The organism is Bartonella sp. 1-1C (assembly GCF_002810325.1).
In the GTDB taxonomy this organism is placed as follows: Bacteria; Pseudomonadota; Alphaproteobacteria; order Rhizobiales; family Rhizobiaceae; genus Bartonella; species Bartonella rochalimae.
Genome location: NZ_CP019489.1, coordinates 1,119,537 through 1,143,822, shown reverse-complemented (window position 1 = coordinate 1,143,822; position 24,286 = coordinate 1,119,537). Strand labels below are relative to the sequence as shown.

The following is a 24,286-nucleotide window of genomic DNA, read 5'->3' as shown; positions in this document are numbered from 1 at the left end:
TGAGGATGACGCTTATAAAAATACAACAACGAATTTCTTATTTATTAGGGCTTCTTGTCGTGCACTCTGATTATACAAATATTGGTGTGGGAAATAGCTTAATGCATTTAATATGAACAGGAGTGGAAAGTTGCATTGTTGCTTTGGTGATTGTGATTGGAAATGAAAACTATTATAGTTGTTTCGGATTTAAAGAAATAAAACATGGAAAAATACAAATATTTGCATCCATAAAACTAGAGCGATTTTTCGCTTTGGAATTACAAGAAGGTGCACGAAAAAGGGCGCAGGGTAAAGTATATTATTGTGCGTGCTCAATAAGTATAAAACTGCATTCAAGAAGTTATCAAGTTACTTTGAATTTTTAATGATTTTCACGATACCATACACTGCTCAACAATAAAAAACAGGTAAGTAGCGCTAAAAATCCGGAAAAAATAGGAAAGTGAGAAATATTAATCAAACGAGTTTCTGTTGCTTCTTTCAGAACAATTGAATGAGGAGAAGATGATACTTTTCCTGTTTGCGATTGAACCAGTTTAATGGGAGGAAGATGGATATCATTTTTTTCTTTATTCCATAAGCGCATAACATGACCACCCGTTTGTTTACTGATAGGAGTCAGTTTTTCTTCTGTTGAAATTAAATCAGACAATTCAGGATTATTGACTGCTCCTACAGTAGAAAGTACTGTTTGATTACCATTACGAACAGTAAAGATTCCTGTTTCATCGGTCTGAATATTACCTGTAAAGACACCTTCTTGTTCTTTCGTGAGAGTGATGTTCTTTTTTTTGCCAGAGGGAAAAACTACTTCGACTGCTTCTGGGTGATCTTGGAGTGTTTGTCGACGAATTGTTAAATGATGATGATGACTCAAAGCACTTAATTTTTCTTCTTCAAGTTCTGGTTCTTTCATAAGCCAGTGGGCAATTCTACGGTAAAGAGCTGCATAAGGACCTCCACCTTCAAAACCTCGCGCCCAAAGCCAACTTTCATCGGAAAGCAACATTCCTACACGACCTTTACCAATATGGGAAAGAAGCAAAAGTGGTTGTTCATCAGCTCCTTTCATGATCACAGTCGCTTTTGCTGTATTTTGGACTACAATTTGTCGTAACCATCGTCCCCATTGATGAGCAGGATGAGCAGGGGTTGCAAGACCCCGTGTAACAGGATGGCGCTCACCTTCTTTAGTGAGGGTAGGGCGAAAAGGTTTTTGAATTATGGTGCCATTTGGTAGCGCTGGTAGAACACTTATTAGAGGCGTTTTAGCTAATGAGAATTCTGTAGTAAACTCAGGTCCTGTTACTATCAGCAATGCTCCACCTTGTTGGACATATTGGGCAATATAATCATAGTAAATCAATGGAAGAACGTTGGAATATTGGTAGCCGTCGAGAATAACAAGATCAAAATTATTGATTTCTTCAACAAATAATTTGGTGGTAGGGAAGACTACAAGTGATAATTGGTTGATAGGTGTATTGTCAGCTTTTTCAGGAGGACGCAAAATAGTGAAATGAATGAGATCGATATTAGAATCACTTTTTAAAAGGTCACGCCATGCACGTTCACCATTATAGGGTGCACCTGAAATCAGAAGAACACGCAGATTTTCTCTAATGCCTTCAATAACAGTTATGGCACGATTGTTATTAAGACTTAATTCTCCTTCATGTGTGTCAGTTGTAACTTGAATAATGTTTTTTTCTGCATGATATAGGGTGATTTCAGTTTGAAAGACAACACCAGGTGTTACAGAATGATGACCGACTTCTTGACCGTTAATGCTTACGGTAATATTTGCTTGTGTTGGTATGGGCTTTTTAGGATGTCCTTTATCTTCTACTAAAATAGAGAGAATAAATGGTTTATTGATAAGAGCAAAGCGGGGAGGAGAAATGAATTTAATTTGGCGGTCAAATTCATCTGCTTTCCCTGTGATCAAAGCATTAATTGGGGCATCATGGTTAAGTTTTGATAGCTGTGGGATGTCATGTACTTGTCCATCCGTGATTAAAATCGTTCCTGCATAGCGAGAGGGTGGTATACTGGATATACTTTGTGTTAAAGCGTGAAACAAATTTGTTGACGGTGCATAATGATTATCAGAAAGTTTTCCAGCTTCAATAAAGCGTGGTTCGAATTGTGGGTAATGTGCTAGCGCATTTATTAATTGTGTATGGGCTTTATTTCTATCTTCCTCACGTGTTCCAAATGTTTGGCTTTCGCTATGATCAAGAACAATACCTACAACACTTTTAACAGATTCACGTTGTTCTTTTGTGATCATTGGATTAAGGAGTGCAAGGATAAGAGACGCTAGTGCTAGAAGGCGTAAAAAAGCTCCGCGGCGTTTTGTAATAAGCCCAATAACTATAAAAAAAGCGGGGAGCCCTCCTACAAAAAGAAGCCAAATGCTAGGCAAAAAAGGCTGAAAGGTGAGAGATTGTGTCATTGCCTTCTTTCTCTATTAAAACGCTCTAATAATGCAGGAACATGAATCTGATCGGCTTTATAGTTTCCCGTAAGTATATAAATAACAATATTCAATCCTGCACGAAATGCCCATAAACGTTGCATAGGATCATTGGGAATAAGTGGATATTTCCACCTGCCTTGTTCGTTTAGCGCCCAAGCAGCAGCAAAGTTATTTGCAGTGATGAAAAAAGAGCTAACATTATCCCCTGCAGTGATAGAGTTTTTGTTTTTTTTGTTTATTGAAGATGACTCGACCCATAAAGGGGAACCACGATAAAGTCCTGGAAAATCAGGCATAATATAAAAAGAACGGGCAATAACATGCTCAGTTGATACTGGTTCCATCGTTGGAATATTTAACCCGTTTAATATAGTACGCAATCTTTGTGTGGCTGGGGTAGCTGTTTCTTCAAGGGTAAGATTGGTATTTATTTGATCACGAGTGTCAAATAAAACTGCACCACCATTTTTCATGTAGGCATTGATTTTTTCAAGACTTTTTTGTGTTGGCATAGGGCTATTCGTATCAATTGGCCAGTAAATAAGAGGATAAAAACTGAGCTCATCCTTATCAAGGTCAAGCGCTACAACAGAACCAGGTGAAAGCATTGTACGTTCTGATATAAATTGGCTGAGTGCTTCTAGTCCACTTTTACTCGTTGTATCGATTTCATGATTATTGGTTATGACATAAGCGAGATGAGTAGTCCCTGCTGCTCTTATGATAGTATCATCATAGTTTTCTACAATTTCTGCTTGCATAATTGATGGATATAGAAAAAAAGCAATAAAGACTGCTATGAGAGGGAGAAGAAGTAGCATACTGCTTTTCCTATTAAGAAGGAGAGCTCTGCCTGTCCATAAAACCAAAAAACTATCGAGGGCTAGTAATAAACTAGTTAGTCCTAATAGAGATCCAGTGAAATGTTTTTCTTGTGTATCATAGGGTAGAGTTTTATCACTTAAGAAATAAGGTGATGATGATTGTCTTGTTAAGTGTGATGCATGATTGAGTAGATTGAGAGCATAGAGATTGTTTTGAACACCATAGAGTCCAGGTGGAGTATGATAGGATGGAAGGGGAGCTTTTTGTTCATCAGTAATGAGTGGAATAACATGAGAGGGAGCTGTTTGTAACTGACCGTTGGCATTGAGTGTCTGCCAAGGATTGTATATTGTCGCTGTTTTTATTTGCTTTTGAGGTTCTTTTGCATGTGTACTAAGCGTAATAAGTTTTTGTAACATTTGTGTAAAAAAACCGGAAAGAGGAAGATTTGACCATGTAGGATCAGGTGCAATATGAATAAGAATGAGCATACCCTTACCATGGTTGGCAGCAGTAATAAGTGGAGTGCCATCTTCGAGACTAAGCCATGTTTTTTCAAAAAGATCTGAATTTGGTTCTGCAAGAATTTGGCGTGAAACAGTGATATTTTCTGGAAAAGGAAGGTCAAAAAAGAAGCTGTTTTTTGCAAAAGGTGCTAATTTCTGTGGTTTCGTCCACGACATAATACTGCCAAGTAAGCGTTCACCAGAACGTAATGACACAGGTAATAAGCTGTCATAATGTTTTGCAGAACTCAGATTCTCTCCAGCAAAACGGATAAGTATTCCTCCTTTATTTGCAAAATGAGATAGCCTTTTTTCTGCTTCTTTTGATATATTAACTATGTCACCCATAATGAAAACAGATGGATTTTGGTTCAGTAAACGATCAATATCACTTGAAAGCTCTCCTCCTCCAGTTGTTATAAGTTGTGCATGACCTTGTAATGCTTTGATAACGTAGTACATTGGAGAAAGTAAGGGCTGTACCATTTCATTGATGTTGGGTGATAAAAGGGCAACGCGGTTTATTCGGCTACGGTTGTCGATTAAAAAGGTCGCAGCAGCTTGGGCTTGGTCATCAATTTTAATCCAAGCAATGTGATTACGTAATTCAAGTGGTAAATCAAAAGGAACAAGAGCTGTTGTTTCTCCTTCATGAAAGTTTGTTGTAAAACGAGCAAGGAGTTGACTTTTTAAATCATAAAGGCTGAGTGTTATTGGAGTCTCACCATAAGGAGTTATACGAATGACACGTGCTGCCATATTTCCATTGTTATTTTCTATGTTTGTTATGCCAGTTATGTTGGAAACATCATTCGCATACCATAAGAATGTTTTCGGCTTTAATTGTTTTATAAGGGTAAAAGCTTGACTATCTTCGTTTGTTTGCAAACCATCACTTAAGTACGCAATATCAAGAGGTTGTTCACCAATCTGTTCTATGAGCTTTTGAAGGGATTGGACGCGGTTAACAGGCCAAGGACGAGCATGTAAATGCAATAAATGTTGTTTGATGACTTCTGCAGAAAAAGGACCGATATCGTGCGCATTGTTTTCAGCTGTTGCAAGTAAATAAATATTTTTTTGTTGTTTTTCTGCTTGTGTAATTAAAGATTTGGCAACTGTAATGCGTTTTTTCCATTCTTCAGCGGATGCCCATCCATTGTCAATGATGAGCACGAGAGGATGAGAACCAGAAAATACAATCGGTTTTTGAATCCAAGTAGGACGCGCTAACGCTATTATGATCAGTGCGGCTATGGTTAGTCGTAATAATAATAACCACCAAGGTGTATGATTGGTAGTCTCCTGTTGATTAGTTTGTTTAAGCAGAAGGCGCAAAGGGGGAAAAAGTTCTTTATGAGGTTTTGAGGGTGTTGTTCTTAACAACCACCAAATAACTGGTAAGGCCAAAAGTCCAAACAAAAGGAAAGGAGCGTCAAAACTCAAAGTGATCTCCTTAGGTAAGATTTAGAAGATTTCATTTTCTTTGTGAAGTGCACAATAACTTCTGTTAAGGGACGATCCGTTGAGCTAACCTGGTAAGTCCATCCTTGATGTAAGCAAAAGTCTATTAATTTTTGTCGTCTTTCTTGGTAGAGCTTGTGATAATTCTTACGCAAGTTTTCTGCTCTTCTCACGAGGAGTTTTTCTTTTGTCTCAGGATCAAAAAATTCTATATGGCCTGTGTAAGGGAAATGTTCTTCTGCTGGGTCGGTAACTTCAATGAGATGTGTATTGACTTGTTTTGTCTTTAAAACTTTCAGATGATCAATAATTTTTTCAGGATGATCAAGAAAGTCACTCATTATGATGGCTTGTGAAAAACGCGTTACAGTTGAGAAATTTGGAAATGAATTTTCAATTTGATGATTCGTTAAAGCTAAAGCCATACGCTCCATGACATTGGAGGACATAGTTGGAGCCATTAAGTCAGGAATAGCAATATATTCTCCACTTTTTGCAAGAATTTTTGCTAATGCAAGGGAAAGAATGATGGCATGATTGCCTTTAGAGATTGTTGAAAAGCATGAACAATATTGCATAGAAGCACTTTGATCGGGCCAAATCCAAACAGTTTGCATCCTTTCCAATTCACGTTCACGTAGGTAGGTATGTTCATCACGCGCTGAACGACGCCAGTCAATATGTGTGATGGATTCACCTTGCACATAAGGACGAAATTGCCAGAAATTTTCTCCATTGCCGTGTTTGCGTTGGCCATGTCTTCCGGTTATTAATGTATTGGCAAGACGATTTGCTTGTAAAAGGAAATAGGGCATATTAGCTGCATCTTTCTGTAATGTTGCAGCAAGTGATTTTGGGCTTTCTTTAAAAGTTTGTTTGCCAATAGCCATCAGAGGGAATCTTTCATAAGATTAGCAATAATTTCTTTTATAGTTATATTTTCAGCATGTGCAGAAAAATTAAGTGCCATACGATGTTGTAAAACAGGTTGGGCGAGTGCTTGAACATCATCAAGTGAAGGAGCTAGACGTCCGTAGTAAAGGGCACGGGCACGAACGCATAATGAAAGTGCTTGTGATGCTCGAGGACCAGGGCCCCAAGAAATATAAGCGTTTGCAAGAGAATTATCTTTATGAGGACGAGCTGAACGCACTAACTTCAGAATAGCTTCGACAACGCTTTCAGAAATTGGCATTTGGCGGACAATTTTTTGGATTTTTTGTAATTTTTTAATAGATAAAACGGGTTTTGCAATTTGGCTTTTTTTACCTGTCGTTTCTAAGATAATACGCCGTTCTGTCGCTAAATCAGGATAGTCAATGTCAATTTGCATTAAAAAGCGATCGAGTTGCGCTTCAGGAAGAGGGTAAGTTCCTTCTTGTTCAATAGGATTTTGAGTTGCAAGCACATGAAAGGGTTTTGGTAGATCATAACGTGTTCCAGCAATAGTGACATGGTATTCTTGCATGGCTTGTAAAAGGGCTGATTGTGTGCGAGGTGAAGCGCGGTTAATTTCATCGGCCATGAGAAGCTGAGTAAAGATAGGACCTTGAATATAACGGAAAGAACGTTGACCATTCTTATCTGAATCCATGATCTCAGAACCAATAATATCTGATGGCATTAAATCTGGTGTAAATTGGATGCGTTTTGCATCAAGTCCCAAGACGATTCCAAGTGTTTCAACAAGACGCGTCTTAGCAAGTCCCGGAACACCAACAAGAAGAGCGTGTCCACCTGCTAAAATAGCTGTTAAGGTATATTCAATTACATGACTTTGTCCAAAAATAACTTCGTCAATTGCTTGTTGTAGAGTATCGAGCTCTTTGTGTGCTTCATCAATATCTTTAACAATTAATGAGGCATCATCATTGATACTCGCCTTTTCAGTAGAATGGGATAATGTATCATATTGACTCATATTTTTTCCTTAAAGCCATGTGTCGTAAAATAATAATTTCTTTTATATGATTATAAATCTTTTCATGGTTTGTAACAGAAAATAAAAAGAAAAGAAGTGTAATAAGCTGTTTTTTATCTCCTTCGCACAAGTTAAGAATATTTTTATGGAGAAAGATTATGGTTTATAAAAAATATATTATGCGTTGTATTTATTGAAATATACAAGTTTGAAAGGGAATAATGAAAATTTGTTAAAGGGTTAAAGAGTGAATGTAACACATAATTTCAAACAGGCTGCATGGTTGCAGTCTAGCAATATTCAAACACTTCTTCGTGTTTTATCATTGGATGGTGAGGAAGCACGTGTTGTTGGTGGTGCTGTACGGAATCAGCTTTTGAAACAGCCTATTAGTGATATTGATATTGCAACAACTTGTTTGCCACAACAGATTATAAAGCGTGTAGAAGAAATAGGGTTTAAAGCTATTCCTACAGGGATTAATTTTGGTACAGTAACAGTAGTTGGTGAATCATGTTCTTATGAGGTAACAACACTTCGCTCCGATATTCAAACGGATGGTCGTCATGCGGAAGTTGTCTTTAGCCGCGATTGGAAAAAAGATGCTGAACGTCGAGATTTTACTATCAATGCACTTTATTGTAATGCGGCCGGTGAGATCTATGATGAAGTAGGAGGTTTAAACGATATTGCAACTCGGACTGTTCGTTTTATTGGTGTTGCAGAGCAGCGTATTTGTGAAGATTATTTACGTATTTTGCGTTTTTTTCGCTTTTTTGCTTGGTATGGAATAGGGCGTCCTGATGCAGAAGGGTTGAAAGCGTGTACGCATTTAAAACATGGTTTACACAAACTTTCACCAGAGCGTATTTGGGGAGAAATGAAAAAACTTCTGACTGCTTTGGATCCAACACGTGCTCTTTTATGGATGCGTCAAAGTGGAATTTTGACGTTCATTTTACCTGAGACAGAAAGGTGGGGGATCGATGCAATCCACTCACTTATTAAAACAGAGCAAGCTTTTGATTGGGAGGTTGATCCGTTTTTGCGGCTAGAAAGCCTTATTCCTCCTGATGTTATGCGTCTTCATGATATGGCACGTCGTTTACATTTATCGAATAAAGAAAAAATACGGTTAAAGGAATGGGCGGAACTAGAACTGATTAACTATGACTGTCCAGATATTCTTATGCAAAGACTGATTTATTTTTATGGTCGGCAACCAGTTTTAGATCAATTAGCTTTGTCTTTAGCAGCTGCACGGGATCACACCTTAAAGGACAGCAAAGCGGTCCAAAAAGAAGAATGTTATATCAGGCTTTATCAACTTGCTCGAAAATGGCAAATTCCAACTTTTCCTATTAGTGGCAAGGATTTATTGGAAAGAGGGCTGGTAAAAGGGAAGTTTTTAGGAAAAAAACTCAAAGAATTGGAATCATTATGGGTCGAAAGCGGCTTTTTGATTGATCGTAATAAACTATTAGAAAAAATTGAGCAGTAATATTCTGTGTTTTGTTAGGAGTTTTTTGAAATTTTCTTTTTATAGATTTTTTTGTTATTTGATGTGTGATTATGCAATTTTATCGTAATGTAATTATTTGCAGCGTGAAAAATATGTTTTTGTTAATATCATTTCGTAAAGTTGTTTTAACAATAGGATAACTGAACTTAACAATTTTTATTTTTTCAATGTAATTTCTATCATCTGTTAAAAATTGTATCATTTGGTAAGATAACTTCTGTCATGAAGATTGGCTAGGCTGTAAGATTTAGTTTTATTATAAGGCTTGTCCTATTTCATTATAACCAATTTGACGAAGTGCCTCTCCTGTTACCATAGCGACGCTTATTGCAAGATTCAAAGAGCGTGCGTGTGGTAGCATGGGAATGGTTAATGCATAATCTGCTGCTTTATAAACATAATCGGGGACACCTGCTGATTCACGGCCAAAAAGTAAAACATCGTTTTTCTGATAATATATTTCTGTGTAATAGGTTTGTGCTTTTGTACTTAAGAGCAAAAGACGACGGTTAAAGCGCTGCATGGTATCAATAAAACTCTGCCAGTCAAGGTGACGTTCTAAGGAAGCACGTTCAAGGTAATCCATACCTGCACGTTTAAGATTGCGATCGGATAGATTAAAGCCTGCAGGTTCAATAATGTGTACGTGCAGACCAAAACACGCGCTAAGGCGTAAGATTGTTCCTGTGTTACCCGCAATATCAGGTTGAAAAAGAGCGATGTGAAGTGTCATATTTAGTATAGTAAACTGATTTATAAAGAAGTTATTTATAGCGATAGTGATTTTAAAGAGATAGTTTTTATTTATTGCTTCAATAGAATACAATCAGCATATATGAAAAGGTTTTTTTGAAGGTCATTTTTATGTTTATGGAGCAAAAAAGAAGGAGATGAAAAATTGAAATCAGTGAGATGTATATGATACGAAAGTAGATAATTCATATTTTTTTCAAAGCATTGCCAAAAATATCGTTAATAAGAGAGAATATGTTTTTTCCTTTATATGGGCCTCAAAAATAAGATTAGAATTTTTGGGGCCACTTGTGTTTGGTATTTATGATAAAGCGTCATCTGTGGCTCGGGTTGAAAGCAATATGTGCTTGTTGCTACGGGCTAAAGTCTGTATCTTTCCGCGATTTAAAGGCACTGGGTTATGATCAGGAAAAGATTAAAATTTTGCTAGCAATATGAAGGGGGCGATGGTTCTAATCGAGAAGAAAAGCTTTTAAATAGACCTAGTATTATATCAGATTATTTTCCTTCCCTTTTTGCTAATCTTGAAGAAGCTGAATTTATGTATAATTGTGCTAAGTTTCCTAGATTTATCATTGATGACATGGATGCGCTTTTTTCTTTATTATTCGTTGCTTTAATTATTGATGTTTGATTAATTATAATATTGCTGATTTTGATTATATTACTGCTTTTTAAGCAGGAAGATCAGGAGGCTCCAAAGGTAAACAATCGCTAAAGTTTATTGATATAGTCCTTATTTTATTGCAGGTGATATTTTAGTTATGGAGTTTCCTTTAAAGAATGGTCTTGTTTCTTATGAGAATGAAAAAACAGAAATTTGTTATGCGCATGATGTGTTTAATTTTTAACATGGGCAGCTGTTTCCCATATGGAAATTCGTAAGAAAACGGATTCTCGTATTATTTTTCGTTATTTTTGGAGTGCTTGTTTATAATATGAAAAGAAGAATTTGGCCTGATCTAGATAAAGGTTTAAAGAAAAATAAAGACACAGAATAAGCTATCTCAGAAGCGCAAAAGGGAACAAATTTTAAAATGATGCATTGAGAGTTTATAAAGTAAAAACGGAGAATTATAAAATGAAGAAAATTGTTTGCACTGCTTTCGTGTCAATTTTTATGGCTTCTGGTGCGTATGCTCAATCTTTTACAACGACAACACCTTTTGAAAAAGAGGTAATTTCGTCAACAGGTATTGTACAGATTGGTTCAGATATGGCTGCGCGTTATATTACGCCTTCAGCAACTGATTTTGTTGCTTCAAGTCTTATTGGTGCTGATGTATACAATATGGAAGATGAAAATATTGGTGAAGTGAAAGATATTATTTTGCGTGAAAATAGTGTCGAAGGAATTGTCATTGGTATTGGTGGTTTTCTTGGTATAGGAGAACGTTATATAGTTGTTTCTCCTGATACAATTCAGAAAACAAACGATTATGGTAAATGGAAATTTATTATCAATGCAACAAAAGATTCCTTAAAAGGCGCTCCAGAATTTAAATATGAAGGTTATTGGAATCGTTAATTTTGTCTTATCAGAAATAAAATAGCCGTTTATAACGCGGCTATTTTATTTGAAAGTTTTCTTAAAAACATAGAAAGAGTTGATACAAAGACGAATTTTATGGGGGATTAAGATTTAAGACTTTAAAGGAGTGTATTAAGTATTGTGCTTAAACAATATGATATCACCATCTTGCACAATATATTCTTTACCTTCATCGCGCGCTTTTCCTGCTTCTTTTGCTCCGTTTTCTCCACCAAAAGCAATATAATCTTCGTAGCTAATAGTTTGTGCACGAATGAAGCCACGTTCAAAATCTGAATGAATAACACCAGCAGCTTGCGGTGCTTTTACTCCGCGCACAATTGTCCATGCTCGTGTTTCTTTAGGGCCACAAGTAAAGTAAGTAATGAGGTTAAGTAAATCATAGCCAGTGCGAATGAGTCTATTAAGCCCGGGTTCAGAAAGCCCTAAAGCCTTAAGATATTCTAACGCTTCTTCATCAGTAAGTTGGGCAATTTCAGCTTCGATGGAAGCGGCAATAACAATAGCTTGTGCATTCTGTGTTGTTGCCATTTTCTCAACGGCTTGGGTAAAGTCGTTACCATGAGCGGCCTCACTTTCACTGACATTGCAAACATAGAGAACGGGTTTTGATGTTAAAAGATTCAAACCATTAAGAATGCACCGTTCATCGGCAGAAATATCTTTAAGCATTAACCGTACAGGGTGTCCTGTTTGCAGCAATTTTAATGCAGCTTCCATGATAGGGAGAATAGCGAGCGCTTCTTTATCTTTTCCGGTTGCACGTTTGCGAATTTGTATGATTCGTCGTTCAAGACTTTCAAGATCTGAAAGCATAAGTTCTGTTTCAACGGTTGTAGCATCAGAAATAGGATCAATGCGTCCTTCTACATGTGTAATATTTTCATCTTGAAAACATCGTAAGACATGGATAATGGCATCAACTTCGCGAATATTCGCTAAAAATTTATTTCCTAAACCTTCACCTTTTGAAGCTCCGCGTACAAGTCCCGCAATATCAACAAAACTAATACGTGTAGGAATTATTTCTTTTGATCCAGCGATAGAGGCGACTTTTTTCATCCGTAGATCTGGGACAGCAACTTCACCGGTATTAGGTTCAATCGTGCAAAAAGGATAATTGGCAGCTTGTGCTGCAGCTGTTTTTGTTAATGCATTAAAGAGAGTTGATTTCCCAACATTAGGTAATCCAACAATACCGCATTTAAAGCCCATAGATTCTCTTTCTTTGTTGATCGTAATTTATTTTTGTGGTCAAGATAAAGCTTTGTTAGTGTTTCTATAGCACGTTTTGAAAAGAGATCTAGTCTACAGTTGTTGTGATAGTATGAAAAAATAGACTGAATAATTGCATAATTTTTTTTTATATTACATTATTGAATAATGGTTGTTCTCATAAATATTAACAGTGCATTAAGTTTTTCATAGTATGCAAAATTTTCGAAAATAAGTAATCGGAGAAAATATGGGATTGTTATCTCGTCGAACTTTTTTAATAGCAACGCCTTTGGCTTTGGCTGGATGTCTTACACGTCAATCAAATATGTCTATTTTTTCTCAACAGGACCAGTATATTCCACAGGAAATACGTGATTTATATGGGCCTGTAACGAATGAACCTTATTTTTTACCTGCAGTTAATCTTTCAACAATTGATCCAAAATTTTGGCGTCAACAAGTCAATTATCATACTGATTATTCTTCTGGTACATTAGTTGTAGATACTCAAGCATGTTTTCTTTATCTGATTGGTGAAAATGGCAAAGCTTTGCGTTATGGTATTGGTGTTGGCAAAGAAGGGTTGGCATTTACAGGTGTTGGAATTATACAATATAAGCGCCGGTGGCCGAGTTGGGCCCCTACTAAGGCAATGATGGAGCGTGAACCAGAACGTTATGGCCATTTAGGGCAGGGTATGCCTCCTGGTCCTGAGAATCCATTAGGTGCACGAGCCTTTTATCTTTTCAAAAATGGGAAAGATACCCTTTTTCGTATTCATGGTTCGCATGAAGCTTGGTCAATTGGTCGTGCTATTTCTAGTGGATGTATTCGTCTACTCAATCAAGATATTATTGATCTTTATAATCGTGTTCCTGATGGTTCACGTGTAGTGGTATTGCAGGATAGAGAAAATACATTAAACGGGCTTTTTTAATCGTAATTAAGTTATAAGATTTATGAGCTGAGTTTCATATTTAACTTAACTTTGATACTTGCTTTCAGAGAAAGTTCTCAAAGAGTGCAAGTATTTCTTCTATATTTAAGAGAGATGATGCTTTATTGTAAATTTTTCCATTGCCAATGTAATTTTATTCATAAAACAATTATTGTTTCTTTTTATTAAGAGTTCCATGTTATTTGCGATTGCATCTAGTAAAGGGGCTAGCCATTCTTGATCGGATTTTGTAAAATTTCCCAAAACATACTGGTTAACTAGCTCTTTGGGACCAGGATGTCCAATCCCTAAGCGTAGACGGCAGTAGTTGGTGCCGCAATGACTATCAATAGACTTTATACCGTTATGTCCATTACTTCCTCCTCCGATTTTTATTCTTATTTTACCAGGTGGTAAATCTAGTTCATCGTAAATGACAATAAGATTATTCAAGTCTAATTTATAAAACCGCAAGGCTTCACCAATTGATTGACCAGACAAATTCATAAAGGTTTGCGGTTTTATAAGAATAATTTTTTCATCATTTATAAAGCCGTTTGAGATTTCAGCCTGAAATTTTTTTGACCATGGAGAAAACGAAAAGATTTGGTGAATAACATTAATAGCCATAAAACCAATATTATGGCGATTATTGTTATAGTGAGAACCGGGGTTGCCAAGACCAGCAATGAGCAACATGTGCACCTTCGGTAAAGTATAAGAAAGCAAAAAGTACTAAAAAGATAAGATTACATCTACTAAAGTTATTAGGTTTTTGCGTTGTTTTCATTGTTCTCTTGTTCTGAAGAATTATCGCTCGCATTTACGTTAGCAGGAGCAGCAATGGTAGCGATTGTAAAATCTCGTTCCTGAATAACTGGTACGACACCTTTTGGTAATTGTACTGCAGAAATATGAATAGAATCACCAATGGAATAACTGGAGAGATCAATTTCAATTGCTTCAGGGATAGCATGTGCTAATGCTGTACATTCAATTTCATGGCGCACAATGTTTAAGACACCACCTCGTTTAATTCCTGGAGCTATATCTTCATTAAGGAAGTGTACAGGAATATGGACATGAACGATAGATTTTGCTGAAATGCGTAAGAAATCTACGTGTATAGGAAAGTCGCGGACAGGATCAAGTTGATAATCTTTTGGTAAAACTTGAATTTTTTGTTGATCAATTTCAATCGTTGCAACAGTAGTACGAAATCCCCCAGCATGAATTTTATAGAAAATATCTTTATAGGGAACTGAAATTGCTAAAGGAGGCTGTTTATCACCATAAATAACAGCTGGAATGAGACCATTACGACGAAGTTCACGGGAGGACCCCTTACCAACCCGCTCGCGTATTTCGGCTCTAAAAGTATAGCTTTTGCTCATAACTAAAGTCCTTTTTATATAATTGGAGAATCATGAAAACCAGTAGTGGTTTTTGCATGAATGCGAAGATATACGCTGTAAAACGGCGATTACCCTATTCTGTGTTGCCTCCAAGGGTGTCTACACAGAAGTTTGTTCTATAATTCAAACCATTTGGAGATGCAAGAGTTGAAGGAAAAATCCTTGGTTTCTACTTTTACAGAAGAGGAAATATTAAAGTATGCACCACAGATGCAGAATCAATATCAATTTTCAAAAATTGAATAATGGCTTTATGAAGGTTAAGACCATCTTAGGTGAAGTGTCAAAATGTAGCATGTTGCATAAATCAGTTTCAGTACTCCTTGATTTCGAGGAATTATTGACAGCATGTTTTTTGTACAAGGTAGTTCTGATTCAAAACAATCACATCTTACTCGATGTCTTCTTGGACAGAGTTCTTCATCGACACAACAGTGTATTATTAATCTAGAAGGCTATTTTGTGACTTTGGCGAGTAAATTGAGCCGTATTATTATTGAATCTCAGCGGAAAGAAAAAATTGATACAAATTGCTCATCGTATTCGCCAATATTGAGTTTCGGTTGTGTTCAATCTTGAAGGCTTAGATATTGCACAACAGATGCATGCTGTTGATCTTTTTCTTGAAGCATTTTTTTATATTGGATGTGATTATTGGTTTTTATGTTAGTTGTAATTGATGAAGCACAGTTATTTACTCACCCTTCAGCAGGGGATGTTTCTAATGTCTTGCTTAAGATTTCGCTTAGTGCTGCTGTGATCAAGTTAATATGCCAAGGGCATAAACGTGGTCTTGCTGATGTTATTGCTACACGACGTTTAGCTAAGCTTGCAAAAAACGTGGCTGCTGAAGCATCAAATTTTTTAATTAAGACGCTTTTAGATATTGATATGTGCCACTGATCCCTTAGGAATGGAGCGTTGTTAGGCAAAAATATTGTGAGCTCTTGAGTCACTTTATTACTTTAGGATTCTCTTTATCACGGTGTTCTTTACCGGTTATTGTTGGTTCTGTTCAAACATCAGTATGTTCTTCTAGCCCGAATAATGACGTTTCCAACGGAAAGAACTAATGCAAAAAGCTTATTTTTACTGCTTCATCTGAAAAAAACGACGTCATGTCGTCGTTCACTAGAGCTCGTAAAAGAACAAAAAATTCGTGAAATATTAGAAGCGGTTGTGCACAAAAAACAAAAATTAATAAAAGAAGATAAAAGTTCTTCTCCAAAGATTTCGGTAATTAATTACGAAATGCAGAGAGAACATATCATTCGTGAAATGATGGATGAGCCTGAAGCTGGTTAACGTTCAACAGGAATCATTTATCAAGATTTTTTGATATGTTATCGTATTTATAATGTATTAGAGTTTCTTCTTAATATTTTATAATTTTGTTGTAAATTGGCTTTCATTTAGGCTTCTATTAATGAAGAAGAAGCTGTAAGAGAAAGAGTGGAAGCATATTTTACATCTATCAAAAAGTTTCGAAGATAATGTTAAGGTGTATTTTTGTGTGTTGCGCGGCAGCAGTAACCCTAAAACTCTGCTCATCAGATGTAGTTTTTGCACATCTTTCTGGAATCCATTCTTGAAGTTGTGTACATCGTTTTTTAATTTATTTAAAGAGTGTAGGCTTATTGTTATTCATACTGCTTTTAGTGGTAAGCCTGTGGTAGAGCTTTTTCTGGTTTCAATATAGAAATAGCATCAGGGGATCCAAAGGCACTCATTTAGCCAAATAGACTTGAAACGGATTGCTCTGCTGCTGTTCTTGCAATAGCTTCTCCGATTAAATCAGCAATTGGCAAGATACGCATATTATGGGCTTGTTTAATTGCTTTGGTTGGCATAATTGAATCAGTGATCACTAATTCTTTCATTTCTGAATTGGTGATGCGTTCTACAGCGTTGCCAGAAAGTACACCATGTGTAATATAAGCAGTGACGCTTTGTGCGCCATGTTGTAAAAGGGCATTCGCTGCGTTACATAGGGTCCCACCTGAATCAACAATATCATCCAGTAAGAGACAATCTTTTCCAGTTACATCACCAATGATGTTCATTACTTCTGATTCACCTGGACGTTCTCGGCGTTTATCAACAATAGCAAGTAGACTGTTTAAACGTTTAGCTAAGGAGCGTGCACGCACCACGCCACCAACATCAGGTGAAACAACAATAACATTTTCAAGAGAGTAATGCATTTTGATATCACGAGCAATAACAGGAACAGCATAAAGATTATCTGTTGGAATATCAAAGAAACCTTGGATTTGTCCTGCATGAAGATCTAATGTTAAAACACGATGAGCACCTGCTTGAGTAATAAGATTAGCAACAAGTTTTGCCGAAATAGGAGTACGTGGCCCAGGTTTACGATCTTGGCGAGCATAACCAAAATAAGGTAGAACAGCTGTAATACGACGTGCTGAAGAACGACGAAGTGCATCAATCATAATAAGCAATTCCATTAAATGGTCATTCGCTGGATAGGATGAAGATTGCAAAACAAATACATCTTTTCCACGTACGTTTTCATGCAATTCTACGAAAATCTCTTGATCAGCAAAGCGTTTTACAGTTGCTTTTCCTAGAGGAATACTTAAATAGTTTGCAACATCTTCAGCAAGACATGGATTAGAATTGCCGCAAAAAAGTTTCATAATAGAACCTCTGAATAATTATGATTGAATGTGAAACAAGTTTTAACTTTTTACTATCAGATTGCAAGTGAACAATTATAAAAGAATGCTAAATTAGCTATCATTATTTTACAATGAATGTAGTTCATTAATTTATCTGAAAGACTTACTGTTTGTAGAGTGTTTGTTAAAAATGATAAAAATAGCTAACAAGAAAAAAATTGTTTGTAAAGTAATCAATGTTATGAGAAAAAATACTCTTTTGAAGAATTTTTATTATTCATTTTTTTTACATCGATAAGCGTCTTGGTGAATGAATAAAACTTATATCACAGATTGTTTTTATGTTGTTCTTTCTTGAGAAGATCCTAGAAATATAGTTATTTGTAAAATATCTGTTTTTTTAATAGAGCAGTATAAATCTCAAAAATACAATTGTTTAATATGAAATATATTTTCGTTTTTGTTCATTTATTTCTGAAATCAGGATAAAGCTCAAAAGCAATTTCGATATCCGGGTTTTCTAATTTTCTAAGTATATATTTATGCTTCTTCGTAAAATTTTGCATAAATCTTAATCTTTTGTGAAAGAGATTGCTTGATGAGGCAATAAAAATTTATGAGAGGCTATCAGCTTACACTTGCGATGTGAATTTTCATATTAGCTATGTTGTAATTACAATAAGAACATTTTAAATAATATAAATGGCAAATTGCGAAAATACCTTTTTCTAAGATATATTGTTAAAAAATTTCTAGATATAAAATAGGCCAATTATTTATGTGTAAAAAATATGAATTAACAGATGAAGAAGTAGTGGTTGGTTCTCATAAACTTTATCGTATTAGAGCTCTTAAAGATTTTGGAAATGTAAAGGTAAATGAGCTTGGTGGTTTTATTGAAGATGAAAAGAATTTATCACATGAGAACGATTGTTGGGTTTGTGATAATGCTAAAGTTTTTGGTAACGCTATGGTTTATGATAATGCTAAAGTTTTTGGTAATGCTATGGTTTATGATAATGCCAAAGTTATAGAGAATGCTCTAATTTATGATGAAGCCAGAGTTTTTAGCGATGTTAGAGTTTGTGGTGAAAACATTGTCGCTGGTAATGCCATAATTTGGGGTAATGCTAATGTTTATAGCAGAACCAAGATCAGTCCTAGGGTTTCTAATAATGGTCGATTTCAAAAGATGTGTTTATAATGAATTAAGATATTATGAAACTAATATTATACAGCAGTTTTGAGGTTTAAATTGTCTACTAAGAGCAGTTGAAATGAGAAGGTATAACTGCAGTAAGAAATTTGATTTAATAACAATTGATAACTTTTGACATCGAAGGGTTTTTTGGAAAAATATAAGGTTATTTGCAAAGCTTTTAGAGTCTGTATGTAATATATAAAAAGAAAAAGTAAAAATAATAGAAGCTTATACAGTTTATTGAATAGGAGCTTTTTTCTTATATTTTTTAGTGTTCCTTTACAGTAAAAGACAATTTTTCTCTTTATTTTGTGAGCATAATGGCAGAAATTTGTCGCCCATCATCAGGCTCGTTACGATGTGTCGCACGTCGATAGGAGAAAAAACGCTTTTCATCTTGATAAGTACAAAGTTTTATACAGGAAGTATGAATTCCGGCGTGCTCGAGTTTGTTTGTAATGAATGTCCATAAGTTAAACTTAAAGTGGTGTACTTTATCTGTTTTTGAAAAATATTTTTCGAATTCGTTATTGTGCTCGATAAATTGGTTATAAAATTCACTTGTTACTTCATAATGACATGGACCAATGCATGGTCCCAATACTGCTATTATTGATTGCCGTTTGGCTCCTTGTTCTTCCATTACTGAGATTGTTTTTTCTAAAATTCCATTCAAGGCTCCCCTCCAACCAGCATGTGCAGCACCAATAACACCGGCGTGTGGATCAGAAAAAAGAATTGGTCCACAGTCTGCTGTAAGAACACCAATTGCTAATCCTTTTTTGGTTGTAACCAGAGCATCAGCTTTTGGAGGTTCTCCGATAAAAGCTTGATCAACAACGATAACTTCACAAGAATGTATTTGGTTAACAGTAATTAAATTTTGCACTTCAATATCAAAATAATGAGCGATTAAGATATGATTTTGCATAATATGTTCAGGATAATCGTTGGGGTTTTGTTTAACATTGAGGTTTTGATAAAAGTTTTTTGATACACCTTCTTGGCGTGTAAAAAAGCCATGTTTGATATTATGTGGGTGTAAATTGCAAAGATCTTGTGCAAGAATAGGCTCCATAAAAGCTCCTATATGATTATTTGAAACGGAAATGGTTTGCGAGTTAATTTGTTATTATTTGTGATTAAAAATAAGGTATTTGTATGTTTTTATCATTGATATGAAGCACTTTAAAAAGCTTACCCATTTGTTTTGGATCAGTTAATCGTTTGATATCTTCGTAAATTTTTTTCTTAATTATTGTGCTTTTGTTGATACTAAGCTTTTCTGCACGTTCAAGCACTCCCATTTTGATAAGAAAATCTCTTTGTTCTAGAATTTCAACGAAACAACCCTGTTGAGCGGCGATTGTTTTCAAAGAAAAAAAATCAACATGTGATGTTAAATCATGTTCACCAGGAGCAGAAAAAATATCGCAGAATTTATGTCTTGAGATGGCTTGAAGTGTATCTCCAAATGCAAAATCAGATGCACCATAATCGATAAGTAAAGCAGAGCCTTGTGTTTGCATTAAACGGCTACTAATCTTTTGTGCCAATTGGTTTCGTGAGGGTCCGTATTCTAAAATTGTTCCATTAGGCATTTGAGCGCATTGGGGTAGTAAGAAAGTAGAAGGAAACTTATGTATATCAGTGGTAAATGTAAAACCACCCTCTTTGTTAAGTGTAATACGACGCTCTTTCCATTCTCCATTAACTTTTACATATTGATTAATTGGAAGTGCATCGAAAAGCTCATTTGCAATGACAATGAGAGGTTTTAAAGGAATTTGTTCAAAACTTTCAACGCTATAAATTTTTTTTTGGTGAGCGAAAAGACGTTTTTTTTGTTCTGTTGCAAGGCGTTGGCTTATTTCAATAAGAAAGATATCAGCAGCGTTGAATGCCGTTATACAAATTTTGCGAATAGTGCGTAAAATATCATCCATAAGAGTTCCACGTCCTGGGCCTATTTCAGCTAGGATAAACGGATTAGGACAACCTTGAGCTTGCCAGCTCATAATGGCCCAAATGCCAATCATTTCTCCAAATAATTGACTTATTTCAGGTGCTGTGATGAAGTCACCAGTGCGTCCAAAGGGTTTTTGTTTTTGATAATAGCCAAATTGAGGATCAGTAAGAGCTAATGTCATATATTGGCTAACAGAGATCGGTCCATCGAGAATAATAATTTCTTTAATTCTCTCTTTTAGATTAGACATTATTTTGTAAACTTATATTTAAAAGCTTGAAGAAGTGCATAAAAACCGAAAAGAATCATTGGCAATGATAAAGCCATGCCATAGGTCAATCCAGTAGAGTGAAAGAGAGATGAAAACCATTCTGGATCCTCTTGAGGAGCACGGAAAATTTCTGAAATACTGCGTGCTATTCCATAGCTTATATTAAATATTCCAGTTATTATTCCAGGACGTTTTAATGCCTTAAAAGAAAAAATGGCAATGGCTAAAATAATAAAGAGAAGAAATCCTTCCATAAATGATTCATACAGTTGGCTAGGATGGCGTGGGAGATATTGAGGATCGTTATAAAAACAAACTGCCCAAGGAACAGTAGTCACATTCCCCCATAATTCTTGATTGATGAAATTGCATATCCGTACAATACCAATGCCAATGGGGACACCTGCGGCGATTGTATCAAACATTCCCCATACATTGATATTGTTTTTATAAGAAAACCAAATCATAGCAATGATTATACCTATAAATCCTCCATGAAATGACATACCACCATTCCATATGGCAAGGATATCGATTGGATGATTGAGGTAATAAATAGGATCCCACACAAGCACCTGTCCTAAGCGGCCACCAACCACAATTCCAATAGTTCCTAGCGTAACAAAATCACTTATTTGTTGGAGAGACATAGGCGCTTTATTTTTAGGCCACAGGGACTTTTTTTTAAGTAATTTTTGTGCATACCACCAGGCAAACAAAATGCCTATAACATAACCAAGTCCGTACCAATGAAATGCTATTGGCCCTAAACGAATGATCACTGGATCAAGAAAGAGAGGGAAAGCAATAGCTTGGCAAAGAGGAAAATCATTCATGAGCAAGAGCTTTACATTTATGAAGTTATATGATTATCAAACCATGACAGATGAATACAAAATGGTCAAGTTAGGTCAGAGGTTTGTGGTTGTTATTGGCAGGAGTAAAGGAATACTGATCAATTAAGGTAATATCTATTAGAAAAACAAATACGATCTCTCAATATTATAAAATGTATTATAGTGTGTCTATAAATAAGGAAAATTAAAGGAAAGCCTATGTATAATGGATCAAACCGTATTCTTGATGAGATAGCAAAATTAGCAACAGATGCAGCAGGTATTGCACAAGGTGTAAGGCGTGAAGCTGAAACTGCTGTTATTTCACAGGTTGAAAGGATGATCGGTAAGCTTGATCTTGTTTCACGTGAAGAATTTTATGTTGTTAAGGAAATGGTTCTTAAACTCTATGCCGAAAATGCTGATTTGAAAAAACGTCTTGATAGTTTAGAAAAACAAAACAGAAAAAAAGTTAAAACAGATTCAATTTAAGCAACTAATAGTCTTTTAAAAATAATCCCCAATTTTTCTATCCTGTGTATGAGGCATAAAAAATGCTTAGTCATGAGTCTGTTAGGGCAGATGAGCAATTTATTTTTAGTTTATTTTTTACAAAAAATTATTTTTTTTTAATTAAGGGGCTAGCGCTACGAAATTGTATCAATACACTGAGGTTGTTTGATGATTCGTTTTTTCTGTATAGAGCTATAGTGCCTTAGGAAATAGTACCATTTATTTTCTGATGTCATGTATTGGCTGCGTTTTAATGTGTATTTATTTGGTGTGAAAGCTTTGACTGTGACGCGTATTGTTACGATGAGAGTTTTTTGCATTATATTGGTAACATTCTTAATTATTGAGGGTTGATGATGAGGCTGGCCATTAAAGCCACAGAAAGAGAAGAGCATCCTGTTGATTTTATTGAACAAATTGCTTATAAGTATGATTGGTCTTTTGAGCGAAATGTACAAGATGAAATTAGCGTTTGTGTAGAAGGAAAACGAGCTTGTTATAGCCTTTCTTTTTCATGGATAGAAGAGCAAGAAGCTCTTCATTTAGCTTGTGCATTTGATCTTTTTATTGAGAATACCCGTACAGTAGAGGTACAGCGTTTGTTGTTGGCAATTAATGAGAAATTGTTATTAGGACATTTTGATTATTGGCAAGGAAACAATTCGGTTATTTATCGGCAAGGTTTGCTTTTAGCAGGTGGTGTACACCCATCCCGTATACAAGTAGAGACATTATTGATTTATGCACTTAAAATTTGTGAAAGTCATTATGCTGCTTTTCAAATGGTTGCTTGGGCTGGTGAAAGCGCTCATAAGGCACTACAGTATGCTTTATTTGAGACCGTAGGGAATGCCTAAAGTCTTCAATATATCTGCTCGTTATTCTTTAAAGAAGTTTTTCAATATATCTTATAGAGGAATATCTATAATAGCGCGCAAGCCTCCTAATGGACTATCATCTAATTGAATATTACCTCCGTGGCTACGTGCGATGTCTTGCGCAATAGAAAGACCAAGGCCTGTTCCACTTGCATCTTGATTTCGTGATTGATCAAGTCGAAAAAATGGCTTAAAAACTTCTGTACGCATGTCTTTTTGAATACCTGGCCCATCATCATCAATAGTAATAATAAAAGATTCTTGTCCGGATTTTGCTGTGAGTTGGATGGTATTTGCATAATAAAATGCATTTGATAGAAGATTACTGATCAAACGGGTAAAAGCATGTGGGCGTACTTGTATTTGTGAGGAACCTTCAATAGTATACGAGAAGTTACATCGATGAAGATCAGCATTCGTAGAGAATTTTTGCATCAAGATACTTAAATCAAGGATGCCAATATTTTCACTTCCTTCACCTCGTGCAAAAGCAAGATAACCTTCTAACATATTTTGCATATCGCTGACATCTTGCTCAAGAGGTTTAATATCAAAGTCATTACTTACTAATGCAAGCTGGAGTTTGAAACGTGTAAGAATGGTTCTGAGATCATGGCTTACACCTGAGAGCATCATAGTACGTTGTTCAATTTGGCGTTCAATCCGTTCACGCATACGTAAAAATGCAATACCAGCACGGCGTATTTCATCGGCTCCTTGTGGTTGAAATCCTTCTGGTAAAGGATGTCCACGTCCAAAACTTTCTGCGGCTTTTGCTAATTGTTGAATTGGTTTGATTTGATTACGTAAGAAGTAAATAGCTATTAACAATAAAACAAGAGCTGTTCCTACCATCCAACTTAAAAAAATACTGGTATTAGAGGCATAGGCTTGGCTGCGCATAGCAAAAACCCGCAAGATATTGTGATCAAGGTGGATACGAATTTCGACCAGATTAGAATCACCAACTGTATCAATCCAGAAGGGACGGTTAATTTGGCGCGTAATTTCTTCACTTAAAAAGTAATCAAGTATAGCAAAAAATGGTTTAGGTCCTGGAGGAGGAAGAGGATCAGGTGGGAGGAGAGAGATGTTTAATCCCATACGTTGTTGTGCAATACGCTTAATCTCTTCATAATTCTGCTGTTGTGGATATGTTTCAATTATATCGATAATAGCTGCAATGTCGTGTACAACGGTGGTTGAAAGACGTTCTGTTACCATTTGCCAATGGCGTTCCATGAAAACATAGCCAATGACTGTTTGTAAGAGTACCATAGGAGCGATAATAATGATCAAAGAACGCGCATAAAGCCGCTTGGGCATTTTCTTAGATAACCATCGCGCAATTTTTTTTGCAGGTTCGATCATCTCA

General features: G+C 35.8%; 22 protein-coding genes. 9 read left to right on the top strand and 13 right to left on the bottom strand.

Features of this window, described 5'->3' with window-relative positions; all coding sequences use genetic code 11:
* Positions 1 to 364: 364 nt before the first annotated feature.
* Genes B11cv2_RS05065 through B11cv2_RS05050 form a run of 4 tightly spaced genes read right to left on the bottom strand, consistent with a single transcriptional unit; the run spans position 365 to position 7,201 of the window.
* Positions 365 to 2,461 (bottom strand): glutamine amidotransferase, encoded by a 2,097-nt coding sequence (locus B11cv2_RS05065; RefSeq protein WP_100693600.1) that lies wholly within the window; start codon positions 2,459 to 2,461, stop codon positions 365 to 367.
* Positions 2,458 to 5,262: a DUF4159 domain-containing protein gene (locus tag B11cv2_RS05060; protein ID WP_100693599.1), complete on the bottom strand. Its 2,805-nt coding sequence runs from the start codon at positions 5,260 to 5,262 to the stop codon at positions 2,458 to 2,460. Before B11cv2_RS05060 ends, B11cv2_RS05065 begins: the two co-directional genes overlap by 4 nt.
* Positions 5,259 to 6,170 (bottom strand): DUF58 domain-containing protein, encoded by a 912-nt coding sequence (locus B11cv2_RS05055; RefSeq protein WP_100693598.1) that lies wholly within the window; start codon positions 6,168 to 6,170, stop codon positions 5,259 to 5,261. Before B11cv2_RS05055 ends, B11cv2_RS05060 begins: the two co-directional genes overlap by 4 nt.
* Positions 6,170 to 7,201, bottom strand: a complete 1,032-nt coding sequence (locus B11cv2_RS05050; RefSeq protein ID WP_100693597.1) for a MoxR family ATPase — start codon at positions 7,199 to 7,201, stop codon at positions 6,170 to 6,172. The genes B11cv2_RS05055 and B11cv2_RS05050 overlap by 1 nt, the downstream gene beginning before the upstream one ends.
* 247 nt (positions 7,202 to 7,448) lie before the next feature.
* On the opposite strand from B11cv2_RS05050, the gene B11cv2_RS05045 reads away from it, so the two are divergent.
* Entirely contained in the window at positions 7,449 to 8,702 is a 1,254-nt protein-coding gene (locus B11cv2_RS05045; protein WP_100693596.1) for a CCA tRNA nucleotidyltransferase, read from the top strand.
* A gap of 277 nt (positions 8,703 to 8,979) precedes the next feature.
* On the opposite strand, the gene B11cv2_RS05040 is transcribed toward B11cv2_RS05045, so the two are convergent.
* Positions 8,980 to 9,456 carry a tRNA (cytidine(34)-2'-O)-methyltransferase gene (locus tag B11cv2_RS05040; protein ID WP_035006929.1) on the bottom strand — a complete coding sequence of 159 codons (477 nt, stop codon included), beginning with the start codon at positions 9,454 to 9,456 and terminating at the stop codon, positions 8,980 to 8,982.
* Between the two features lie 1,101 nt (positions 9,457 to 10,557).
* On the opposite strand from B11cv2_RS05040, the gene B11cv2_RS05035 reads away from it, so the two are divergent.
* Positions 10,558 to 11,004, top strand: coding sequence for a PRC-barrel domain-containing protein (locus tag B11cv2_RS05035; protein WP_100693595.1), 447 nt, complete (start codon positions 10,558 to 10,560; stop codon positions 11,002 to 11,004).
* A gap of 135 nt (positions 11,005 to 11,139) precedes the next feature.
* Here B11cv2_RS05035 and ychF read toward each other — a convergent pair whose 3' ends face one another.
* Complete coding sequence (ychF, locus tag B11cv2_RS05030; RefSeq protein ID WP_100693594.1) at positions 11,140 to 12,243, bottom strand: redox-regulated ATPase YchF; 1,104 nt, start codon at positions 12,241 to 12,243, stop codon at positions 11,140 to 11,142.
* A gap of 256 nt (positions 12,244 to 12,499) precedes the next feature.
* Here ychF and B11cv2_RS05025 point away from each other — a divergent pair, with 256 nt between their 5' ends.
* Positions 12,500 to 13,183 carry a L,D-transpeptidase gene (locus B11cv2_RS05025; RefSeq protein ID WP_100693967.1) on the top strand — a complete coding sequence of 228 codons (684 nt, stop codon included), beginning with the start codon at positions 12,500 to 12,502 and terminating at the stop codon, positions 13,181 to 13,183.
* Between the two features lie 105 nt (positions 13,184 to 13,288).
* Here B11cv2_RS05025 and pth read toward each other — a convergent pair whose 3' ends face one another.
* Together pth and B11cv2_RS05015 are read right to left on the bottom strand one after the other, a co-directional pair.
* Positions 13,289 to 13,882 carry an aminoacyl-tRNA hydrolase gene (pth, locus tag B11cv2_RS05020; protein WP_100693593.1) on the bottom strand — a complete coding sequence of 198 codons (594 nt, stop codon included), beginning with the start codon at positions 13,880 to 13,882 and terminating at the stop codon, positions 13,289 to 13,291.
* A gap of 68 nt (positions 13,883 to 13,950) precedes the next feature.
* A complete protein-coding gene (locus B11cv2_RS05015) occupies positions 13,951 to 14,577 on the bottom strand; it encodes a 50S ribosomal protein L25/general stress protein Ctc (RefSeq protein WP_100693592.1) in 627 nt (208 codons plus the stop codon).
* A gap of 369 nt (positions 14,578 to 14,946) precedes the next feature.
* Between B11cv2_RS05015 and B11cv2_RS05010 the strand changes: the two genes are divergently transcribed.
* The 3 genes from B11cv2_RS05010 to B11cv2_RS05000 all read left to right on the top strand — a co-directional run bounded on the left by B11cv2_RS05010 (position 14,947) and on the right by B11cv2_RS05000 (position 15,903).
* Positions 14,947 to 15,177 (top strand): hypothetical protein, encoded by a 231-nt coding sequence (locus B11cv2_RS05010; RefSeq protein WP_100693591.1) that lies wholly within the window; start codon positions 14,947 to 14,949, stop codon positions 15,175 to 15,177.
* An 84-nt stretch (positions 15,178 to 15,261) separates the two neighbouring features.
* Positions 15,262 to 15,501 (top strand): hypothetical protein, encoded by a 240-nt coding sequence (locus tag B11cv2_RS05005; RefSeq protein WP_100693590.1) that lies wholly within the window; start codon positions 15,262 to 15,264, stop codon positions 15,499 to 15,501.
* Positions 15,502 to 15,645: 144 nt separating this feature from the next.
* Positions 15,646 to 15,903: a hypothetical protein gene (locus B11cv2_RS05000; protein WP_100693589.1), complete on the top strand. Its 258-nt coding sequence runs from the start codon at positions 15,646 to 15,648 to the stop codon at positions 15,901 to 15,903.
* Positions 15,904 to 16,328: 425 nt separating this feature from the next.
* Here the strand turns inward: B11cv2_RS05000 and B11cv2_RS04995 are convergent, their stop codons facing one another.
* On the bottom strand, positions 16,329 to 17,261 hold the full coding sequence (locus tag B11cv2_RS04995) for a ribose-phosphate pyrophosphokinase (RefSeq protein ID WP_100693588.1): 933 nt from the start codon (positions 17,259 to 17,261) through the stop codon (positions 16,329 to 16,331).
* 760 nt (positions 17,262 to 18,021) lie between these two features.
* On the opposite strand from B11cv2_RS04995, the gene B11cv2_RS04990 reads away from it, so the two are divergent.
* Positions 18,022 to 18,447, top strand: coding sequence for a hypothetical protein (locus B11cv2_RS04990; protein WP_100693587.1), 426 nt, complete (start codon positions 18,022 to 18,024; stop codon positions 18,445 to 18,447).
* Between the two features lie 301 nt (positions 18,448 to 18,748).
* Here B11cv2_RS04990 and pgeF read toward each other — a convergent pair whose 3' ends face one another.
* From pgeF to lgt, 3 genes are all read right to left on the bottom strand, one after another.
* Positions 18,749 to 19,522, bottom strand: a complete 774-nt coding sequence (pgeF, locus tag B11cv2_RS04985) for a peptidoglycan editing factor PgeF (RefSeq protein WP_100693586.1) — start codon at positions 19,520 to 19,522, stop codon at positions 18,749 to 18,751.
* A gap of 64 nt (positions 19,523 to 19,586) precedes the next feature.
* Positions 19,587 to 20,663 (bottom strand): class I SAM-dependent methyltransferase, encoded by a 1,077-nt coding sequence (locus B11cv2_RS04980; RefSeq protein ID WP_100693585.1) that lies wholly within the window; start codon positions 20,661 to 20,663, stop codon positions 19,587 to 19,589.
* The gene (lgt, locus tag B11cv2_RS04975) at positions 20,663 to 21,520 is read right to left on the bottom strand and encodes a prolipoprotein diacylglyceryl transferase (protein WP_100693584.1); all 858 of its coding nucleotides are present in this window, start codon (positions 21,518 to 21,520) and stop codon (positions 20,663 to 20,665) included. The genes B11cv2_RS04980 and lgt overlap by 1 nt, the downstream gene beginning before the upstream one ends.
* A gap of 219 nt (positions 21,521 to 21,739) precedes the next feature.
* On the opposite strand from lgt, the gene B11cv2_RS04970 reads away from it, so the two are divergent.
* Together B11cv2_RS04970 and B11cv2_RS04965 are read left to right on the top strand one after the other, a co-directional pair.
* Positions 21,740 to 22,012 (top strand): accessory factor UbiK family protein, encoded by a 273-nt coding sequence (locus tag B11cv2_RS04970; protein WP_100693583.1) that lies wholly within the window; start codon positions 21,740 to 21,742, stop codon positions 22,010 to 22,012.
* A 377-nt stretch (positions 22,013 to 22,389) separates the two neighbouring features.
* On the top strand, positions 22,390 to 22,890 hold the full coding sequence (locus B11cv2_RS04965; protein ID WP_100693966.1) for a YbjN domain-containing protein: 501 nt from the start codon (positions 22,390 to 22,392) through the stop codon (positions 22,888 to 22,890).
* 51 nt (positions 22,891 to 22,941) lie between these two features.
* Here the strand turns inward: B11cv2_RS04965 and B11cv2_RS04960 are convergent, their stop codons facing one another.
* Positions 22,942 to 24,282, bottom strand: coding sequence for a HAMP domain-containing sensor histidine kinase (locus tag B11cv2_RS04960; protein WP_078673917.1), 1,341 nt, complete (start codon positions 24,280 to 24,282; stop codon positions 22,942 to 22,944).
* Between the last annotated feature and the right edge of the window lie 4 nt (positions 24,283 to 24,286).

What these genes read in the sequence shown, in the direction of transcription:
- B11cv2_RS05040 (WP_035006929.1), bottom strand. Translation starts at nt 9,456, where the DNA reads ATGACACTTCACATCGCTCTTTTTCAACCTGATATTGCGGGTAACACA.
- B11cv2_RS04965 (WP_100693966.1), top strand. Translation starts at nt 22,390, where the DNA reads ATGAGGCTGGCCATTAAAGCCACAGAAAGAGAAGAGCATCCTGTTGAT.
- ychF (WP_100693594.1), bottom strand. Translation starts at nt 12,243, where the DNA reads ATGGGCTTTAAATGCGGTATTGTTGGATTACCTAATGTTGGGAAATCA.
- B11cv2_RS05010 (WP_100693591.1), top strand. Translation starts at nt 14,947, where the DNA reads ATGTTTTTTGTACAAGGTAGTTCTGATTCAAAACAATCACATCTTACT.
- B11cv2_RS05000 (WP_100693589.1), top strand. Translation starts at nt 15,646, where the DNA reads ATGACGTTTCCAACGGAAAGAACTAATGCAAAAAGCTTATTTTTACTG.
- pgeF (WP_100693586.1), bottom strand. Translation starts at nt 19,522, where the DNA reads ATGGAGCCTATTCTTGCACAAGATCTTTGCAATTTACACCCACATAAT.
- B11cv2_RS05005 (WP_100693590.1), top strand. Translation starts at nt 15,262, where the DNA reads ATGTTAGTTGTAATTGATGAAGCACAGTTATTTACTCACCCTTCAGCA.
- pth (WP_100693593.1), bottom strand. Translation starts at nt 13,882, where the DNA reads ATGTTGCTCATTGCTGGTCTTGGCAACCCCGGTTCTCACTATAACAAT.
- B11cv2_RS04990 (WP_100693587.1), top strand. Translation starts at nt 18,022, where the DNA reads ATGTGTAAAAAATATGAATTAACAGATGAAGAAGTAGTGGTTGGTTCT.
- B11cv2_RS05050 (WP_100693597.1), bottom strand. Translation starts at nt 7,201, where the DNA reads ATGAGTCAATATGATACATTATCCCATTCTACTGAAAAGGCGAGTATC.
- B11cv2_RS05065 (WP_100693600.1), bottom strand. Translation starts at nt 2,461, where the DNA reads ATGACACAATCTCTCACCTTTCAGCCTTTTTTGCCTAGCATTTGGCTT.
- B11cv2_RS04980 (WP_100693585.1), bottom strand. Translation starts at nt 20,663, where the DNA reads ATGTCTAATCTAAAAGAGAGAATTAAAGAAATTATTATTCTCGATGGA.
- B11cv2_RS05055 (WP_100693598.1), bottom strand. Translation starts at nt 6,170, where the DNA reads ATGGCTATTGGCAAACAAACTTTTAAAGAAAGCCCAAAATCACTTGCT.
- B11cv2_RS04960 (WP_078673917.1), bottom strand. Translation starts at nt 24,282, where the DNA reads ATGATCGAACCTGCAAAAAAAATTGCGCGATGGTTATCTAAGAAAATG.
- B11cv2_RS04995 (WP_100693588.1), bottom strand. Translation starts at nt 17,261, where the DNA reads ATGAAACTTTTTTGCGGCAATTCTAATCCATGTCTTGCTGAAGATGTT.
- B11cv2_RS05035 (WP_100693595.1), top strand. Translation starts at nt 10,558, where the DNA reads ATGAAGAAAATTGTTTGCACTGCTTTCGTGTCAATTTTTATGGCTTCT.
- lgt (WP_100693584.1), bottom strand. Translation starts at nt 21,520, where the DNA reads ATGAATGATTTTCCTCTTTGCCAAGCTATTGCTTTCCCTCTCTTTCTT.
- B11cv2_RS04970 (WP_100693583.1), top strand. Translation starts at nt 21,740, where the DNA reads ATGTATAATGGATCAAACCGTATTCTTGATGAGATAGCAAAATTAGCA.
- B11cv2_RS05015 (WP_100693592.1), bottom strand. Translation starts at nt 14,577, where the DNA reads ATGAGCAAAAGCTATACTTTTAGAGCCGAAATACGCGAGCGGGTTGGT.